This is a genomic window from Paraburkholderia sp. D15 (genome assembly GCF_029910215.1).
GTDB lineage: Bacteria > Pseudomonadota > Gammaproteobacteria > Burkholderiales > Burkholderiaceae > Paraburkholderia.
The window spans coordinates 769,265-786,898 of record NZ_CP110395.1; the positions used below are offsets into that span (position 1 = coordinate 769,265).

Annotated in this window: 13 protein-coding genes; 7 read left to right on the forward strand and 6 right to left on the reverse strand. The window is 64.2% G+C overall.

Annotation, left to right across the window (positions count from 1 at the left end):
* Nucleotides 1–46: 46 nt before the first annotated feature.
* From LFL96_RS03335 to LFL96_RS03345, 3 genes are all read left to right on the forward strand, one after another.
* Nucleotides 47–1,153, forward strand: a complete 1,107-nt coding sequence (locus tag LFL96_RS03335) for a hydroxymethylglutaryl-CoA lyase (RefSeq protein WP_280997992.1) — start codon at nt 47–49, stop codon at nt 1,151–1,153.
* A complete protein-coding gene (locus tag LFL96_RS03340) occupies nt 1,150–2,394 on the forward strand; it encodes a CaiB/BaiF CoA-transferase family protein (protein WP_280997994.1) in 1,245 nt (414 codons plus the stop codon). Before LFL96_RS03335 ends, LFL96_RS03340 begins: the two co-directional genes overlap by 4 nt.
* A gap of 168 nt (nt 2,395–2,562) precedes the next feature.
* A complete protein-coding gene (locus tag LFL96_RS03345; protein ID WP_280997996.1) occupies nt 2,563–4,047 on the forward strand; it encodes an MFS transporter in 1,485 nt (494 codons plus the stop codon).
* 311 nt (nt 4,048–4,358) lie between these two features.
* On the opposite strand, the gene LFL96_RS03350 is transcribed toward LFL96_RS03345, so the two are convergent.
* On the reverse strand, nt 4,359–6,056 hold the full coding sequence (locus LFL96_RS03350) for a hypothetical protein (protein ID WP_280997998.1): 1,698 nt from the start codon (nt 6,054–6,056) through the stop codon (nt 4,359–4,361).
* On the opposite strand from LFL96_RS03350, the gene LFL96_RS03355 reads away from it, so the two are divergent.
* Nucleotides 6,019–6,327 carry a hypothetical protein gene (locus LFL96_RS03355; protein WP_280998000.1) on the forward strand — a complete coding sequence of 103 codons (309 nt, stop codon included), beginning with the start codon at nt 6,019–6,021 and terminating at the stop codon, nt 6,325–6,327. The genes LFL96_RS03350 and LFL96_RS03355 overlap by 38 nt on opposite strands.
* A 798-nt stretch (nt 6,328–7,125) precedes the next feature.
* Here LFL96_RS03355 and LFL96_RS03360 read toward each other — a convergent pair.
* Nucleotides 7,126–7,269 (reverse strand): hypothetical protein, encoded by a 144-nt coding sequence (locus LFL96_RS03360; protein WP_281000902.1) that lies wholly within the window; start codon nt 7,267–7,269, stop codon nt 7,126–7,128.
* On the opposite strand from LFL96_RS03360, the gene LFL96_RS03365 reads away from it, so the two are divergent.
* Nucleotides 7,210–8,262: a glycosyltransferase gene (locus LFL96_RS03365; protein ID WP_281000537.1), complete on the forward strand. Its 1,053-nt coding sequence runs from the start codon at nt 7,210–7,212 to the stop codon at nt 8,260–8,262. The two genes, LFL96_RS03360 and LFL96_RS03365, sit on opposite strands and share 60 nt — an antisense overlap.
* A gap of 43 nt (nt 8,263–8,305) precedes the next feature.
* On the opposite strand, the gene LFL96_RS03370 is transcribed toward LFL96_RS03365, so the two are convergent.
* The 4 genes from LFL96_RS03370 to LFL96_RS03385 form a co-directional block, all read right to left on the reverse strand.
* The gene (locus tag LFL96_RS03370; protein WP_280998002.1) at nt 8,306–10,783 is read right to left on the reverse strand and encodes a PIG-L family deacetylase; all 2,478 of its coding nucleotides are present in this window, start codon (nt 10,781–10,783) and stop codon (nt 8,306–8,308) included.
* Between the two features lie 153 nt (nt 10,784–10,936).
* The gene (locus LFL96_RS03375; protein ID WP_280998004.1) at nt 10,937–11,389 is read right to left on the reverse strand and encodes a GDP-mannose mannosyl hydrolase; all 453 of its coding nucleotides are present in this window, start codon (nt 11,387–11,389) and stop codon (nt 10,937–10,939) included.
* An 83-nt stretch (nt 11,390–11,472) separates the two neighbouring features.
* Nucleotides 11,473–11,598, reverse strand: a complete 126-nt coding sequence (locus LFL96_RS03380) for a hypothetical protein (RefSeq protein WP_280998006.1) — start codon at nt 11,596–11,598, stop codon at nt 11,473–11,475.
* A 147-nt stretch (nt 11,599–11,745) separates the two neighbouring features.
* Complete coding sequence (locus LFL96_RS03385; RefSeq protein WP_280998008.1) at nt 11,746–13,941, reverse strand: hypothetical protein; 2,196 nt, start codon at nt 13,939–13,941, stop codon at nt 11,746–11,748.
* Nucleotides 13,942–14,817: 876 nt separating this feature from the next.
* Between LFL96_RS03385 and LFL96_RS03390 the strand changes: the two genes are divergently transcribed.
* Nucleotides 14,818–15,843: a helix-turn-helix domain-containing protein gene (locus tag LFL96_RS03390; protein ID WP_280998010.1), complete on the forward strand. Its 1,026-nt coding sequence runs from the start codon at nt 14,818–14,820 to the stop codon at nt 15,841–15,843.
* A gap of 92 nt (nt 15,844–15,935) precedes the next feature.
* Nucleotides 15,936–17,624, forward strand: a complete 1,689-nt coding sequence (locus LFL96_RS03395) for a sugar phosphate nucleotidyltransferase (RefSeq protein WP_280998012.1) — start codon at nt 15,936–15,938, stop codon at nt 17,622–17,624.
* Nucleotides 17,625–17,634: the final 10 nt, after the last annotated feature.

Sequence of the window (17,634 nt, forward strand, 5' to 3'; positions counted from 1 at the left end):
CGTCCCCTACATTCAAAGCGACCTTCAAAGGTTGGGATTCGACATCATGAGTGATACCCAGGAGCGCGTCGTCGTGACCGAAGTCGGTCTGCGCGACGGCTTGCAAAGCATTGCCCGCATCATGCCCACGGAGTTCAAGCGGCGCTGGATCGACGCGGCCTATGCAGCCGGCGTGCGGCATATGGAAGTCGCGTCGTTCGTGCCGGCGAAATGGCTGCCGCAAATGGCCGACGCGGATGCCGTCATCGCCCATGCGCTGACTTACGACGATCTGATCGTCACCGCGCTGGTCCCGAACCTCAAGGGCGCGCAACGGGCGCTCGAAGCCGGCGTGCACCGCATCGTCGCGCCGATCTCCGTGAGCGCCGCGCACAGCCTCGCGAATGTGCGCAAGACGCCTGGCGAGATGATCGACGCGTTTGCCGCGATGCGCGAGTTGATCGACAGCGCGGGGCGCGGTGTGGAGGCGGTTGCAGGTGCAGGCGTAGGTGCAGGCGCAGGTGGCGATGCCAGCCGCGACGCAGATCGCGGCGCAAGCTCTGGCGCAGCGGCTGGCGCCGGAACGCGCGGGCGGCGCGTCGAACTGATCGCCGGTTTGTCGACGGTGTTCGGCTGCACGCTGCAAGGCGCGGTGCCCTCTACCGATGTCGCCGCGATCGCGCGCGCTGCCGTGGCGGCCGGCGCCGACGTGATCGCGCTCGGCGACACCACCGGCGAAGCAACGCCGCGTCAGGTCGGCGAGATCATCGAGGTGGTTCGCGGCGCGGCCGGCGACAGGCTGCGCTCACTGCATTTTCACGACACGCGCGGCCTTGGCCTCGCCAACACGCTGATTGCCCTGCAACACGGCATCCGCGAATTCGACGCTTCGCTGGCCGGTCTCGGCGGGTGTCCGCATGCGCCGGGCGCGACCGGCAACGTCAACACCGAAGACCTCGTCTTCATGCTCGACAGCATGGGTTACGACACCGGCATCGACATCGCGCGGCTGCTCGCTTCGCGCGCGGTGCTCGCCGACGCGTTGCCCGGCGAGCCGCTGTACGGCTATCTGGCGCGCGCCGGTTTGCCGAAGCAGTTCACGGCCGCTCGTCCTCGCGCCGGTTCTTCCGCCGGTTCCTCCTCCGACTCTCCCGAATCACAGGTGCTTCAATGACTACGCCATCTTCCGTATCGTCTTCGGCCGAGCCCCGGACGCAGCCTCAGCCTCGTTCGTTGCCGCTCGCCGGCCTTCGCGTGGTCGAGTTATCGCACATGGTGATGGGACCGACCTGCGGGATGATTCTCGGCGATCTCGGCGCCGAGGTGATCAAGGTCGAGCCGCCGCGCGGCGACGGTACGCGTCGTTTGCTGGGTACCGGCGCGGGCTTTTTCCGCACCTTCAACCGCAACAAGAAGAGCGTTGCGCTCGATCTCGACAGCGAAGCGGGACTGGCCGCGCTGCATAAGCTCGTCGATACCGCCGACGTGTTCGTCGAGAACTTCAAGCCCGGCCGCATGGCGAGTCTCGGGCTCGATTGCGCGTCGCTGCGCGAGCGCAACCCGAAGCTGATCTACGTGTCGCACAAGGGCTTTCTGAGCGGTCCCTACGAACACCGTCTCGCGCTCGACGAGGTCGTGCAGATGATGGCGGGCCTCGCGTACATGACGGGCCCGGTGGGCCGACCGTTGCGCGCGGGCAGTTCGGTCAACGACATCATGGGCGGCATGTTCGGGGCGATCGGCGTGCTGGCCGCGCTGCACGAACGTCACACGAGCGGATGCGGCAAGGAAGTGCAGAGTGCGTTGTTCGAGAACTGCGTGCTGCTGTCCGCTCAGCACATGCAGCAATATGCCGCGACGGGCGTGCCGGCGGCGCCGATGCCCGAGCGCATCAGCGCGTGGGCCGTGTACGACGTGTTCACGCTGGCCAACGAAGAACAGATGTTCATCGCCGCGACCGGCGACGGCCAATGGCGTGCGCTGTGCGCGATTCTTGGCCGCGCGGATCTGCTGGCCGATCCGCGTCTCGCGACGAACAACGACCGCGTGCTGGCGCGCGAGTGGCTGCTGAAAACGTTGGGCGAGACGTTGCGCGAGCGCGATGGCGCGTCGCTGGTGCCGCTGTTCGAGCGCGACCATATTCCGTTCGCGTCGATCACGAAGCCCGAGGAGTTGTTCGACGATCCGCACCTGAACCAGACCGGCGGCCTTGCGCGCCTGACGCTCGACGACGGCAGCGAAACCGGCATGCCCTTGCTGCCGGTTTCGCTCGATGGCGCGCGCCTGCCGCCACGCCGGCCGATCGCAAAGATCGGCGAGCACACCGCCGAGGTGCTGCGCGATCTGGGCTACGACGACGCCCAGATCGCGGCGCTGGCTAGCGGCGCGGCGCAGGCGCCGCGCGAGGCAGCTTGATACATGCATGGCGCGCGCTTGATGCGCGAGTCTCGCATGCGTGTCGCGCGAGGCATGGAACGTAATCGATCGATCTCATCCGGCGGCGAGACCGGAGGTCGGCAACCGTATTAGATGGACCGGCATGAGCGCTGACGCGCCCCCACCGGTCGACAATGGAGACAGACGATGAAATCGTCAAATCAGGCGGCGTATGCGACGGCGCTCGGCGATGCCGGCGCGCTGGGCGGTGTGTCAGCGGGCGCGGGCATGTCGAGCGGCGAGCGTGCCGACGGCATTGCATTGGACGGCGCGCGCATCTCCGCGCGGCTCGACCGGTTACCTGCGACGCGTTCGATCTGGAAGCTGGTGATGTTGCTCAGCCTCGGGCTGTTCTTCGAGCTGTACGACCTGATGTTCTCCGGCTATATCGCGCCGGGGCTCGTGCGCAGCGGCATTCTCACCGCGACCACGCGGGGCCTGTTCGGCAGCAGCGGGGTGGCGAGTTTCATCGCCGCGTTATTCGCGGGGTTGTTCATCGGCACGGCGGCGTGTGGATTTTTGGCCGACCGTTTCGGGCGTCGAGCGATCTTCACGTGGTCGCTGCTGTGGTACACGGCGGCGAACATCGTCATGGCGTTTCAGGACACGGCGCTGGGGCTGAACCTTTGGCGCTTCATCGCGGGCGTTGGCATTGGCGTGGAGATCGTGACGATCGGCACGTACATTTCCGAACTGGTGCCGAAGCATGTGCGCGGGCGAGCGTCGGCGTGTTCGCAGGCGGTGGGATTTTGCGCGGTGCCGATCGTCGCGTTTCTATCGTATCTGCTGGTGCCACACCGTTACTTCGGCATCGACGGCTGGCGCCTCGTCGTACTAACGGGTGTAGCGGGCGCGGCGGTGGTGTGGTGGATTCGCCGGCGGTTGCCGGAGAGTCCGCGCTGGCTGGCGCAGAAAGGCCGGATCGACGAAGCGGACGCGGTGATGACACGACTCGAAGCGCGCGTGGAGCGCGAGTACGGCAAGCCGTTGCCGGAGCCGGCATTACCTGAACCGGTGCGCGCGCGGGCGGCGTTTCGCGATTTGCTGGTGCCCCCGTACCGCCGGCGCACGTTGATGCTGATCATCTTCCACGTCTTCCAGACGATGGGCTATTACGGATTCGCGAACTGGATACCGACCTTGTTGATCAAGCAGGGGATCACGGTGACGACCAGTTTGATGTACGCGAGCATCATCGCGATTGCGGCACCACTGGGGCCGTTGCTGGGTTTATTGATCGCCGACCGTTTCGAGCGCAAGACGGTGATCATCGCCATGGCGGCGGTCAACGTAGTGTGCGGCCTGGCCTTCAGTCAGGCGCGGGAGACGGTATTACTGGTGAGCTTGGGGGTGTGCCTGGTGCTGGCGGGCAACATCATTTCGTACAGCTACCACGCGTACCAGGCGGAGTTGTTCCCGACGGGCATCCGCGCGAGGGCGGTCGGCTTCGTTTACTCGTGGAGCCGCATATCGGCGATGTTCTCGGCATTCGTGATTGCAGCCTGCCTGAGCCGCTTCGGCGTGAACGGCGTCTTCGTCTTCATCTCGGGCGCCATGGCGATCGTGATGATAGCGATCGGCCTCCTGGGACCAAGAACCCGCGACGTCTCACTGGAAGACCTATCGAGGTAAAACCACGAGAAAGAGAAGAGAACCAGAGAACCCAGAAAAACCAGGAAGCACGGCAACGACAAAACGCGAGGGCGCGCGAAGCGCCGCCGGAAGAATGACTGCTGTGTCACGAAGGTTGAATGCGCGAGGGAACGGATTCCAGATGTACCACTACGGGTACTGCGCGAGGTGCCCGCTTATGAGCTAGCGGGTTGAAGCGGCTTTCTCTGCTTACTCTCTTTGCCGCGGCAAAGAGAGTAAGTGCCGCCCCGCACAGGGGCAACGCAAATAGACCACTAACAATACAAGGAAAGGCCAAAAAAAACCCAGAATCACATCCCCACATACCCCACCGGCACGGTGGAATGACTCTGCGCGACAGCCGCATTACCAGACACAACATAAACAGGCGACTCAGTAAGCTGAATCGTAAGCACCCCATTGCTATAGCTCGCGGTAGAAGCATTCCCCATCATATCGATGACCTTAACGGTACCGCTGGTGCCCGGCGCATCGACGGCAAGGGTATAAGGCACGCTATAAGTCGAGCTAAACCCGCTGCCAGCACTCCACGCATTATTGTTATGCGTCCAAAGCGCGGTAATGACAGCCCCATTGTTCAGCTGCTGAAACGCATACGCATAAACACCGTTAGGCGCCCCATTCACAGGTCCAAGCGTAGTCGTCCCATCCAAGGTATGAGTCATGGCACTCAAAGCCATGGCCACCGGCTTAGGACTGATATTGCTAGCCCCGAACGCGCCCTGCGCATCATTCAGATCGAAGAACGTACCGTACCCGACCTCACCCGGATAATCCGCCCCATAGAACACATAAGTCTGATTAGCCCCCTCACCCAAGGTAATGATATGCATCCGCGCAGCAACCGCAGCCTGCGCATACAGCACATTGGCCGTCGGATAGTTAGGCCCATAAGCGCTGCCCAGGTCATAACTGATCCCCGCCTCGGTCGAGAACAACTTCATTCCCGGCCGATAGTCGGTCGCCATTTCAGCGCGTAGTGCCTGCATCTGCCCACGCAGCGATCCCGACGCGGTCGACGGATCGCTGTCGTAACGCTCCGGCGGATGCGACGGCGACGTCCCCGCGTCGTAGTAGCCGTGCGTGGCCACCGCGTCGATGTACTGCCCGAAGCCGAGCGGCGCGAGGCGCTTCAGGCGCGTGGTGGTCAGGCTCGGGAACGCGTCGGTCGGGCCCATCACCACGGCCTTCGGATCGGTCGAATGCAAGCCCTGATAAACCGATTGATACAGCGCGACGAAATTGGCATCCGTGTCGGTCCAGAACTCGTTCGGCTCCCACGTCACCTGGTAGTAGTTCGCGGATTGCTGCGGGAAGTACGTCGAGCGGATCGTGTTCGATTCGGTGCCGACGCGGCTCATGTAGTTCTGGTAGTACGACAGATTGGTCGGCACGCTGACGTCGTCCTGGAACGCGCCGGTGCCGCTCGCCCATGCGGGAATACCGTCGAGGCGGATCAGCCGCATCACGTCGCCGGACTTGTAGAACGGATCGAGCGTGCTGGACGACGGATTGAAAGTGTTCGCGCCATTCGGTTCCATGGTCGACATCTGGCGATCGTCGATCGTCGACGAAATGCCGAGGTCCGCGAGCAGCGGGCCGTTGTCGTTCGCGCCCTGCATGCCGAAGCGATGCTGCTCCTGGCGCGCGTACGTCACCGCCGGCACCACGCCCGACAGATTCGCCAGCACGCCGAAGGTCGCGATGCCGACCGGACGCGTGCCGGCTTGCGGCAGTTGGCCGCCGTTCTTCGCGAGCGTGCCGGTGGCCGCGAAATAGCCGGCGAGCGTCGACGAGCAGTTCAGGGTGATCGCGTTCGAGCCGCCCGGCACCGGCGCGCTGCCGCTTGCCGCGACGTGCCCCAGCGTGTCCGTGACGGACCAGTTCAGCGTGTCGGCGCCCTGCACGTTGGTGTTGAAGACGAGCTGGAACGTGCTGCCCGACGGGAAGATGCGTGTGCCGTCGGCGCTCGGCGTGTCGGCGGACAACGTGGCGCTGCCCGATCCCGACGAGGTGGCCGGCGCGGCGCAGGTCATCGCCGCGTTCGAGGTGCCCGCCGCATTCAGCGTGCTGTTCGTCGTCGCGCCGTTGCTTGCCGTGCTCGAACCGGTCGTGCCGTTGGCGGTCGTGCCGCCGGCCGTCTGGGCTGCCGCGGTGCTGGTGCCGCTACCGCCGCCACCGCCGCCGCAGGCTGCGAGTACGAGCGAGAGAGAGGATAGCGAGGAGAGCAGAAGAAGTTGCGATTTCATCGATCTGTAAGCCTTGCGTTGCTTGCGATCCGTTCGGCTCGTCGCGCACCGCGCGTCAGGAGACCAAACGAACAACGGGGTTCATTCGCAGACCGGCCGACACGACTCGTCGACGCTGGCCATCGGGCGGCGCAACTGTCCATTTGCGCCAGGGTGAGGTCTTCCCGGGTTGTCGGCTCCAAACGCGTTTCTCTTCAACGAACTTCACGTCAGACAAAACAGGCACGAGACGACTCACCGTGACTTGCGTCGCGTTGGCGGAAACAGACGACCGGGGGAAGATAAGACGAAAACCACCAACCTGATGCAGCACAGCGCCGTGCATCGCAGTGCGCGAATTCGCTGCACTGATCAATGCATCTTTTACTGTGCTGTAAGTCACATAAAACAGCGGTTGGGAACAAACGACCGTCACCTTACCGATTAGTCTGTTTAAAAAAAGTAACGAGTCGTTACGTATGAACAAACAGGCAGTACTAATTGCATTGATCCGATGAAAAAATATGTAAGGAGATATCTGTCTTTTTCCGCCAGATTGAAATGGGGTCGAACGGAGATGAAACGGATAACTAAACAGGTGAGCGGCCCGCAATCCGCAGAGAAATGGGCGTTAGCGCGCATTGCGTAGCGGCGGACGCCTTGGAGTTGGCGGAGAAGCGCTGTATCTTCGGTGTAAGGTTTCTTCGCGACGTGAGCCGCGCTGCGGAACTGTCGCTGTTTAACGGAGACCATGACGCGCGCCGGTCCAGGTGCGCGCCAGATAAAAGCTGAGGGGAAACCGGCATCGTTCAGGGTCCACACCCGATGGTCAGGTTTCTTTTTCGTTGCGCAAAACAGGCGGTATCCAGAGAGATAAATCGTGAGAATTCTTCAACTGGTCCTCGCACCGCGCTTGTCCGGGGCAGAAGTACTCGTCAAAGGTCTTGCCATTCATCACCAGCGAGGCGGACATGAAGTCTGTATGACATCGCTGCTTCCGCAGCAGTCCGATTTCGCGGACATTCGTGCTGAGCTGCAGGCTGCGGGCGTCACCTGCATGTTTCCCGAAGCGCGCTATGGACGGATCGGCAAACTGCTGCATCTCTATCGGGTGGTGCGCCGGTTCCGGCCGGATTTCATCATCGCGCATGCGACGCTCGCCGCGATGTACGTGCGCCTCCTGCCGGTCCATACGCCGATCGCGTGGGTCATGCATTCGGGAGTCAACGACTTCGAGAACGGCATGCTCAAGCGCGCCGAACGGCTGTTGTCGCGTCGCGCGCGGGCGATCATCGGCGTGTCGCAACAGAATCTCGACGACTACCTGCGCGAGATCGGCCGGCATCCGTCGATGGTGGTGATCCCCAATGGCGTCGACGCGTCGCAGTTCGCCGAATACGACGACCTGTCCGCGCCGGCGCTCGAAGTACCGGCCAAGCAGATCGTTCAGCTCGGCCGCTATATGGAGTGCAAGAGCCAGCTCCATACGGTGCGCGCGTTCGAACGCGTGCTGCGGTCCGAGCCGGCCGCGCGGTTGCTGTTATGCGGCGTCATCGAGGATCTCGACTATCACGCGGCCGTGGTGGCGTTGGTTCAGGAACTTGGCTTGCAGGACAAGGTGCAGGTGTGTGGACCGCGTTCGGATGTCGCCGCGATCCTGCGGTCGTCGCGCGTGTTCGCGATGCCGTCGCGCTTCGAGGCGCAGAGCATCGGCTTTCTGGAAGCGCTGGCGTCGGGTATTCCGGTGGTCGCGAACCGGATCGCGTCGTTTGGTTTCGCGACGGCGTTCGGCAGCGTCAGCCTCGTCGATACCGCCGATCCGGACGCGTACGGCAATGCGCTGCTGCACGCGCTCGACATGCCGCGCGCGGACCGTCAACTGTCGGGCTACACGCTGCACGATACCGCCGACCGCTATATGACGATCGCGCGGCAGTTCGTGCAGCCGCTGCAAATCTCCGCCTGATCTTCAAGTTCCCCGTGCTTCCTGCGTATCGATTCGCCCGCGCTCACTGAGCGAGGCGGTCGATACGCAGCGTCTCCGAAAACAATCCCGGCAGTTCACCCAATTCCTGCGCGGCGCCGAGTGCGAGACGCGGGCCGCTTTGGCTCGCGGGATTCGCTTGATTCGCTTGAGTCGCCTGACTTGGCGTTTCCACCGGATACGACGTCAAGGCCGGTGCGCCGCCGGTGTAGTAGAAATTCCCCAGTGTCGCGTCGACGCGCCGATACAGCACGAGCGCGGTCTGGCGTTTGTCGTGCACGAAAACCGGCGACACGTCCGACCACGACAGACCACGCAATGTCGCGGCATGGACCGGCGTGAAGGCCGGCGCGTTGCTCGCCGCGCCCGTCGCGGCATTGGCCAGATGGTCCATATCGAGCGTGGCGACATCGATCAATGCATCGTCGTCGGCGCCGTCGAGATGCGGGCTCAGCAGGATCAGCGTGTCCTTGTTCGCGCCGTCGCCGTTGACCGCGCCCGTGATCGCCTTCACGAAGCCGGCGACGAAACTCGCCGGCAGCGGCTTGCGCTCGCCGATCGTCATGTGCGTGCCGTCGTTGGCGATCGGCGTGATGGTCAATTGTTCGCCATGTTCTTCAAGCGCGACGAGCGAGGCGCGCGAGCCTGCCTTCCCGAGCGTCAACAAGTTGGCGTTGGCCGCGAGGTTTTTCGCCTGCGCGAGCAGCGTCGGCTCCGTGCCGCTCTTGCCTTGCGAGGCCGCAAGCCACAGATCGAGTCCGCTATCGGCCCGCTTCTGCGCGATCAACACGCCGGCGCGGCCGGTGCCGGTGAAATCCGCGGCGACGTACTGCTGCGTCGCGTCCGGCTTGAACGCCGCGCTGGTTTGCAGCCACAGGCGCGGCGCGTCGAAGTGATCGCCCGCGCTGCGCAGCAGCCAGAATGCCGTGCCGCCTTCGCGCGCGGTGACGACCATCAAATCCGCGTGACCGTCTCCATCGAAATCGCCGAGCAGAAAACGCGCGCTGTCGAAACACAGCGCGTCGCGGCCGCAACTCGGCGCGCTCGCCTGCGGATCGAACGGCACGGTGCTCGCGTACCACAGCGCGGGCGGCGCGGCTTTCGTCAGCGATGCGACGTACACGCCGAAGCCGGGGCCGTCTTTTTGCCGCTGTACGTACACTGCCGACTGCTCGCCCTTGCCGTTCACGTCGCCGGCCATCGCGGTGGCGAGCCGCAGATCGTTCGCCTGCGTGTGCTGCGTCGACGCCCAGCGAAAACGCGTGGTCAGCGCCGCGCAACCGCGCATGGTGAGCTTGCCGCCGGTTTCGCCGAGGCAATGACGCATGGGTGTATAGACGAGGCCGAAATCCCACGGCGTCCAGCGTTGCGCGAGATCCCATTGATCGCAGGTTTCGCCGACCAGATAACCGTCGCGCTCGGCGATGCATTGCGATGTGGCCACGCTCACCAGGGCGGCGTTGCGCGTGTTGCCCGGATAAACGGTGACCGGCTCCCAGCGCCATTGCTGATTCGCCGAACCGTTGCAGGCGGCGAGCGTCGGCGCGCGGCCGGTGCCCGCGGCCGTCAGGCACTGGCTCGCGGCCGCGTTGAAAAGCTGGATCGGGTGGACGACGAAATCCGCGAGGCGATGATCGCTGCGATCCGCGAACGCGTAGCGGCGCGCGACCCAGTTGCCGTCCCATTGAAACTCGCCGAACACATGCGAGTACTCGCTGCCGTCGATCGAAAAATAACTCGCGACGATATCGCGCTTGCGCTGCACTTCGGCGCTCGGCAGATTGGCGGGCAAGCCGCCGGTCGGATAGGTCAGGTGATAGACGATCGGCACGCTGTGGCCGAGCGTCTGCGCGACGTGCCGCGTGATCCGCGCGCTATAGATGTGATCCGGATGCTCGATGAACGGCACGGTATCGGGATTGAGCGTATAGATCAGCGTGGCCGGTTCGAGAATCACACGCAGCGCGGCCGATAGACCTTCGCGATCGTACTGCACGCGCTCGCTGCCGTTCGCGTTCATCGGATAGCTGGTGAGTGTCGCGTGCTGTTCCCACAACAGGCCGAGCGGCACGCGTCCGCCGCGCACGGCGCCGCCGGGCAGACGAAATTCGAGCAGGCGGATCTGCGGTTTCGCCTTCAGCACCATCTGATGCACGAGCTTGCCGGCAAACGTCACGTTCGTTTCGATCCACTCGTTCGGCACGTGCGCCATGCGCGCGTAGGCGAGCCGCGATGCGCGCTCGCGCGTCTGCACGTAGGCGAAATTCGCACCGTTGGCGCCGCCGATCAGATGCACGGTGGTGATGCACCAGCCGGCGTCGAGGCGTTCGGCGATGGCGGGATCGACGAACAGCAGGTCGTCGTCGAGATGGGCGACCACGGTGACGAGCGTGCCGGCGGTGCAGTCGGCCGCGCGCGCCGCGCGTGGCGACAGGGTGAACAGCAGAAGAACAAGCAAAGCAAACGATGAAACGCGAACGAGCCTGGTTGCCGATGATCGCATGATGTCTCGATGCCCTGAAGGAGGGCTCAATCATACTTCAGCGGAATAGGTCGGCACGTGGGGAAGGCCACAGTCGGCGAGGGGGGCGCCGGTTACGCGCGATTACGTGCGATTAAGTGCGATTAAGTGCGATCACGTGCAAGCACGCGCCGGCTAGCGAAAATAGGCTTTCGTATTGTCGTGAACATCCACCCGCGCAAGCAGCTCCACCGGCGTCAGCCAACGGTAATCGCTGTGCTGGTCCGGCCGTCCAAGCGGCGTGGCGCTGGTGAACGTCAGCGTATAGGCCAGCACGATGTAATGCGTCGACACGTCCGGCTCGCCGGCGAAGTTGTCGCCGTAGTGATGTTCGAACACGCCCTCGAAACGCGCGGTCGAGCGTTGCAATCCGGCGATGCCGAGTTCGGCGTCGGCGATCCGCGCGAACGCGCTGTCGAGCGTTTCGTCTTTATGAATGCGCCCGCCCGGCACGAACCATGTGCCGCGTGCGGGACGGTTGCGCCGATGGCCGAGCAGCACGCGCCCTTCGTCGTCGCGAACGATCAGGTCGATCGCGATCAGCGGCGTGAGTCGGACGATGTCGAGAAAGTCCATCGCGGTCAGCATAGGTTCCCCCGCGCGCCCGGGCATGCCGGCCGGCGTTCTAAAAATTGATCGTTAACAGTGGCAATCGCCGTCTGCAGTCGCCGTCAATAGTCGCGCTGCTCGTCTTCCCGCGCGAGCCGGCCCGACACGTTCGCGAGGAACAGCGCGAGCAGCACCGCGCCGATCGTCGCGAAGAGAAACGCGCCGACCATTGCAGCGAGAACCAGCATGATCCACTCGAAGCCGTTCATATCCGGAGGTCAGCATCGTCGAGACAAATTTGATGCTAACCCGCGCGTGCGCGCCGCTATGTGCGCCAATCCTCACCGGCACTGTCATCGTTCGCCGAAGTACCGTCCGAACGCGCCGCTACGGCGTCATTGGCGCGCAACATAGCCCTCGGGCGTGGTGACGGCGTCCTTGAAAACGGCCGCGTTGCCGGACACGACATAGACCGGCGCGGCCGTAAGCTTCAGCGCGGCGACGCCGTCGCGATACGGCACGCTCGACACGTTGCCCATCATGTCGAACACGCTGAGGTTGCCGGAGGTGCCGGGTGCGTCGACGCGCAGCCGGTAGTCCACCGTGCGGCTCGCGTCGAAGCCGGTTTTGGCGGACCACGCGTCGTTGTCGTGCGTCCACAGCGCGGTCACGATCCGGCCGCCGCCGAGCCGCTGGAACGCGTAGCCGTAGACGCCCGCGGGCAGCGCCTTGAGCGGGCCGAGCGTCACCGTGCCGTCGACCATTCGCGTCAGGGCCGCGACCGCGAGCGCGGCGGGCTTCGGGCTGATGCGCGTGGGGCCGTACGTGCCGGTCGGATGATCGAGTTCGAAGAAGAGCCCGTAGCCGGGCGCGGCATCCGGCATGTCCGCGAGATAGAACACGTAGGTCATGTCGGCGCCTTCGCCGAGCAGGATCAGATGCGTGCGCGCGACCACGGCGGCTTGCGCGTACAGCACGTTGGCACCCGGATAGTTCCGGCCGTACGACGCGCCGATGTCGTAGCTGATGCCGGTCTCGGTCACGAAAAGCGGCGCGCCGGGCTTCAGATAGAGACGCATCTCGTGACGCAGCGCGCGCATCGAAGCCGGCAACGCGCCCGGCAAGGTGCCTTCGTTGCCGGCATCGTTCACGCGTTCCGGCGGATGGGAGGGCGAGGTGCCGATGTCGTAGTAACCGTGAATCGACATGCCATCCATATAGCGGCCGATGCCTTGCGGACCGAGCCGCCGCATCAGCTTCACGTTGCCCTGCACCGACGAATACGTGAGCCCCATCACCACCGCATGCGGATCGGTCTGATGGATGCCTTCCCACACGGCCTTGTACATCGCGATGAAGTTGGCGTCGCTGTCGCGCCACGGCAGGCCGCCATCGGCGTCCGGTTCCCACGTCACCTGATAGTAGTTGTCGCGTTGCTGCGGGAAGTACGTGGTGCGCACGCGGTTCGATTCGGCGCCGACCCGCGTCATGTACTCCTTCATCTGCGCGAGCGAGACCGGCGCGTAGCTATGGGTTGCCTTGCCGGTCGGGCTCGCCCATCCGGGGATGCCGTCGAGCTGGATCAGCCGCATGATGTCGCCGCGCTGGAAGTACGGCGTGAGCTGTTTGGTCGACGGATTGAAGGTGTTCGCCTGCTTCGGCTCCTCGACGTACCAGTTGCGGTTGTCGTTCACCCATGAAAGGCCGAGCGCCGTATAGACCGGGCGATAGCCGTCGCCATCGCAGCAATGCTGACCCGGCGCGAGATACGCGGTCCCCTGGCCGCCGAAGCGATGCTGGTCCTCGAACGCGAAACGCACCACGGGCAATGCGGCGGCGGTGTCCGGCAGCACGCCGAAAGTGGCGATGCCGGCGGGGCGTGTGCCGCGCGCGTCGAGTTGTCCATGCGTGCGTTCGAGCGTGGCGGAGACGGCGAAGTAGCCCGCCACGCTGGACGCGCAACTGAGCGCGGCGAGCGTGGCGCCGGCCGGCACCGCGAAGCGTCCGCTCGCGCGCACCGCGTTCCAGCTATCGCGGATCTGCCAGCTCAGCGTGTCGCTCTGCCTGGGTCGTGTGACGAATACCAGCGCGAAGGGCTTGGCGCTGGCGAACAGGCGTGTGCCGTCGCTGGGTGTGTCCGCTTCGAGCAAGGGACCGTCGGCGTTGGTCGCCACCTGCGAGGCCGGCGCGGCGCAGCGCAGTCCCTGGCCCGGCGGCGCCTTGAGTTCGATGGCCACGGCAGCGGCGGGAACGGAAATCGTGGCGGCGGCAGCGGATGTCGCTCCACCTTTTGGCCCGGCCTCCGCGCGCTTTTCCGTCAGTGCGACCGCGCAGCGTTTATCCGCACCGGGTGCGGGATCGCCGAACACGCCGTTATTGCAGTCGGCGCTGCCCGTGAATGTTTTCACCACGTATTGCGTCGTCGTGCCGTACAGCACGTCGCGCGTACCGTCGAAGCGGCAGGTGCCGTTTTCCGCCGCGCAGGTGGCCCACGTGCGGCCGTCGGCGGTGAAGTTTGCCTTTACGCCTTCCTTGAGTTCGGGCGCTGCGTGAGCCGCCGGGAGCCACGCGAGAAGCGCGGCGACGGCCATCGCGCGGACCCCGCCAGGGCGTGATGTCCGGCGCGCAGCCCGGCTGCCGGCGAGTGCTCGCCGCGTGCAACATTCCCGTTCTTTCGACATGTTTTCCCCGTCCCGTTTTTGCATGCGCGGTCGTCGCCGGATGGCTAGCGCACCAGGTCAGACCCGCCGCCGCCGGCATCGTGCAAGCACCTGTTGCGCAAACAACATAGTGCATTTCCGCAATCGCCTGGCGGAAATCCACCGTCTTCCAACCGACACATTCCGCCATGGGTCCGCCTATTGCCGGTCGGCTAAAGCGGCCTTATTTCCGTGTTTCACGTTTGAAACATTAATCGTTGCCTTTATATTCAGCAGATCGAATAACAACCAATTAAATAATTTGCTCGAGCGCTGAAGTGCTTATATTAGGCGATGTAATTCCTTAATGGCGTGCGTCGCGTTTATCGTCGGAGGAAAGGCTGGACGGCGTCAGCCTGACGAATATTGGTGCATGAAAGGAAGCTGGTCTCATTGTCCTGCCAACACGAGAAAAAGTCACTTCAAATAGGCCGGTCGGTGGATGGAACGGATTGCAAGTCCGTTTTTTCGAGTAGCGACAGTATGTGTGCTGGCGAACGAAATAGCCTTTTTATTTGCATTAAGATTCGCACAATGCCAATTCATTGATATGTGGAATCGGCAATTAATTCGCTAAAAATCCGGAACGGGAAGAATCGTTCCGAAAATCACTGCCCGGCCACCCCAAGCGCACGCCAACATGTCTGCTTCATCGGTCATGGCGGCTAAATGCTTGATTTACGGTGGCTATGATGCACTGCACAGAGTTGGCCCCTTTGTGCAGCCGTTCAAGGTGAAAGTAGCTCCGTTTTTCTGACGAGGATGACTATGACCTGCGCGAGTCTCGAGTCTGCAATGCTGCGCTGGGTGCACGCTCCGAACAAGGGAATGCGTCGCATCGCGATACTCATGTTCAACGACTGTTCGCTGCAAGGGGCGGGCGTGGTGGCCGAGGTGTTCCAGGTCGCGAATGAGCTGGCCTCGTCGGGTTCCGGCGGCTGGCTGTACGACGTGTCGTTTCTGTCGGCCGACGGCGGCATGGTGACTTCTTCCTCGGCGCTGCGGGTCTGGACCGATGGACTCGACGCACGGCACTACGGCGGTTTCGATGCGCTGTACGTGGCGGGTGGCAAGGGCGCGAATGCCGCGGCCGGCGACGAACGCCTGATCGCCTGGCTGCGTCGCGTGCGTCGTAATACCGGCATGATCCGGCCGATCGCGGAAGGCCGCGCGCTGCTCGACGCGGCCTATCTGCCGGAAAGCCGGCGCGATGGCGAGTTCGGCGCTCAGCCGAACCCGTCCGCCGTTCGTCCCGTGGAAGCGGGTAACGGAAACGGTAACGGCAATGGCACCGGCACCGGCGCCGACGCCGGCGACCGCCTCGAATCGATGCGCAGCGCACTCGCGATGATCAAGCGCGATCTCGGCGGCGCCGCTGCCCGCACGGTCGCCGAACGTCTACTGGCGGACTCCTGTTCGAATCTCGCGCCGCTGCTTGGCGAGGACGGCGCGCTGAGCCCCGGCGACAAGGTGCGCGCCGCCGCGCGCTGGCTGCAGGAAAACTGCCAGCAAGCCATTTCGATTGCCGACGCCGCCCAGTTCGCCGCGATGAGCGAACGCAACTTCCTGCGCCGCTTCAAGATGGAAATGGGCATCACGCCTTCCAGTTTCCTGTTGCACGAACGCCTCGCCGTGACCTGCAGCCTGCTGACCGAATCCGAACTGCCGGTCGACAAGATCGCCCGGCGCACCGGCATGGGCAACGGCGATCGCCTCGCGAAAGTGTTCCGCAAGCGCATGAGAATTTCCCCCACCGAATTCCGGATTCAGAGCCGCCGCATGGTCGGCGAATAACACGCACGGGTCGAGCGCCGGGCGACGCGACGCGATGCGTGGCCGGCGGCAAGTTTTTCCGTCGTTTTGTCGGAACTATAAGGAATACGAATATGTTGACTCAGGGAGCTGTGAACGCTGTGTCGGCTGAGCCGAACGGCGCGGATACCGCGACGGCCGGCGCGCGTTGCGCGCGCATCGTGCCGGTGATTCTCGCGGGCGGTTCGGGCACACGGCTGTGGCCGGTGTCGCGCGAAAACTATCCGAAGCAACTGATCGACGTGGTCGGTTCCGACTCGCTGCTGCAAGCCACCGCGCGTCGCATGAACGGGTTTCCGGCGGGCTGGAAGGTGGATGCGTCGCCGATCATCGTGTGCGGCGAGGAACACCGCTTCGTGATCGCCGAGCAGTTGCACGCGAACGGCGTCGAGGCGCGCCTCGTGGTCGAACCGGCGCGCCGCGACACGGCGCCCGCGCTGACCATGGCGGCCGCGCTCGCCTGCGCCGGCGGCGACGACGCGATCCTGATCGTGATGCCGGCCGATCACTCGATCGCCGATATCGGCGCGTTGCAGCGCGCGCTGGAATGCGCGGCGCGCTACGCCGAACAAGGCGCGATCGCCACGCTCGGCGTGCCGCCGACGCGCCCCGATACGGGCTTCGGCTATATCCGCATCGGTGCGGCGCTGGGCGAAGGCAGCCATGCGATCGACGGCTTCGTCGAAAAACCCGCCGAGGAAATCGCCGCGCAATACGTGGCGGCGGGCACGTACTGGTGGAACAGCGGCATTTTCATCGTGCGGGCGAGCGTGTGGCTCGATACGTTGCGGCGTCTGCAGCCGGAGATGCACGCGGCCTGCGAGCGCGCGTTCAACGGCGGCAAGACCGATGGCGCGTACTTCCGGCCGTTGCTCGACGCGTTCCTCGGCGCACCGGCGGATTCGATCGATTACGCGGTGATGGAACGGTTGACCGAGACGGGTGCGGGCGCAACGGTTTCGCCGGACGACGCGAACGTGACGACCGGCACCGCGAACGCGGACGCCAACGCAGAAACAGGCGCGGAAACAAGCGCTGAAACAAGCGAAGAAATAAACGAAGAAATAAACACCAATCCCACGACAAATGACAGCGCCACGCGCGCCACCGCACTGAACCCGGTCGGCGTCGTCGTCAAACTCGAAGCTGGCTGGTCCGACCTTGGTTCGTGGGACGCCGTCTGGGCCGCGATGGAAAAAGACGCCAATGGCAATGCCGGGCGCGGCCGGGTGGCGTTCGAAGGTGCGGTATCGAGCTATGCGCATTCCGAAGGCCGGCTGGTCGCGTGCGTCGGCACCACCAACGTCGTGGTGGTCGAAACCGCCGATGCCGTGCTGGTGGTCGACCGCTCGCATGTGCAGGACGTCAAGGGTCTGGTGTCGCGCATCAAGGCGCAGCACGCGCCCGAGGCCGACGCGCATCGCAAGGTACGGCGTCCTTGGGGTTTCTACGATTCGATCGACCACGGCGAGCGATTCCAGGTCAAGCGGATCGTCGTCACGCCGGGCGCGCAGCTGTCGCTGCAATTGCATCACCACCGCGCCGAGCACTGGATCGTGGTGCGCGGCACGGCGCTCGTCACGCGCGGCGAAGAGCAGTTCCTGTTGAGCGAGAACGAATCGACCTACATTCCGCTCGGCACCCGTCACCGGCTCGAAAACCCGGGCAAGGTGCCGCTCGAAATCATCGAAGTGCAGTCGGGCACGTATCTGGGCGAAGACGACATTGTGAGGTTCAACGACAACTACGGCCGCTGCCCGTAAGCAGCAACAG

What these genes read in the sequence shown, in the direction of transcription:
- LFL96_RS03375 (WP_280998004.1), bottom strand. Translation starts at nt 11,389, where the DNA reads ATGCTGACCGCGATGGACTTTCTCGACATCGTCCGACTCACGCCGCTG.
- LFL96_RS03395 (WP_280998012.1), top strand. Translation starts at nt 15,936, where the DNA reads ATGTTGACTCAGGGAGCTGTGAACGCTGTGTCGGCTGAGCCGAACGGC.
- LFL96_RS03385 (WP_280998008.1), bottom strand. Translation starts at nt 13,941, where the DNA reads ATGGCCGTCGCCGCGCTTCTCGCGTGGCTCCCGGCGGCTCACGCAGCG.
- LFL96_RS03360 (WP_281000902.1), bottom strand. Translation starts at nt 7,269, where the DNA reads ATGTCCGCCTCGCTGGTGATGAATGGCAAGACCTTTGACGAGTACTTC.
- LFL96_RS03390 (WP_280998010.1), top strand. Translation starts at nt 14,818, where the DNA reads ATGACCTGCGCGAGTCTCGAGTCTGCAATGCTGCGCTGGGTGCACGCT.
- LFL96_RS03335 (WP_280997992.1), top strand. Translation starts at nt 47, where the DNA reads ATGAGTGATACCCAGGAGCGCGTCGTCGTGACCGAAGTCGGTCTGCGC.
- LFL96_RS03380 (WP_280998006.1), bottom strand. Translation starts at nt 11,598, where the DNA reads ATGCTGGTTCTCGCTGCAATGGTCGGCGCGTTTCTCTTCGCGACGATC.
- LFL96_RS03355 (WP_280998000.1), top strand. Translation starts at nt 6,019, where the DNA reads ATGCGTGTGCCGTCGGCGCTCGGCGTGTCGGCGGACAACGTGGCGCTG.
- LFL96_RS03345 (WP_280997996.1), top strand. Translation starts at nt 2,563, where the DNA reads ATGAAATCGTCAAATCAGGCGGCGTATGCGACGGCGCTCGGCGATGCC.
- LFL96_RS03370 (WP_280998002.1), bottom strand. Translation starts at nt 10,783, where the DNA reads ATGCGATCATCGGCAACCAGGCTCGTTCGCGTTTCATCGTTTGCTTTG.
- LFL96_RS03340 (WP_280997994.1), top strand. Translation starts at nt 1,150, where the DNA reads ATGACTACGCCATCTTCCGTATCGTCTTCGGCCGAGCCCCGGACGCAG.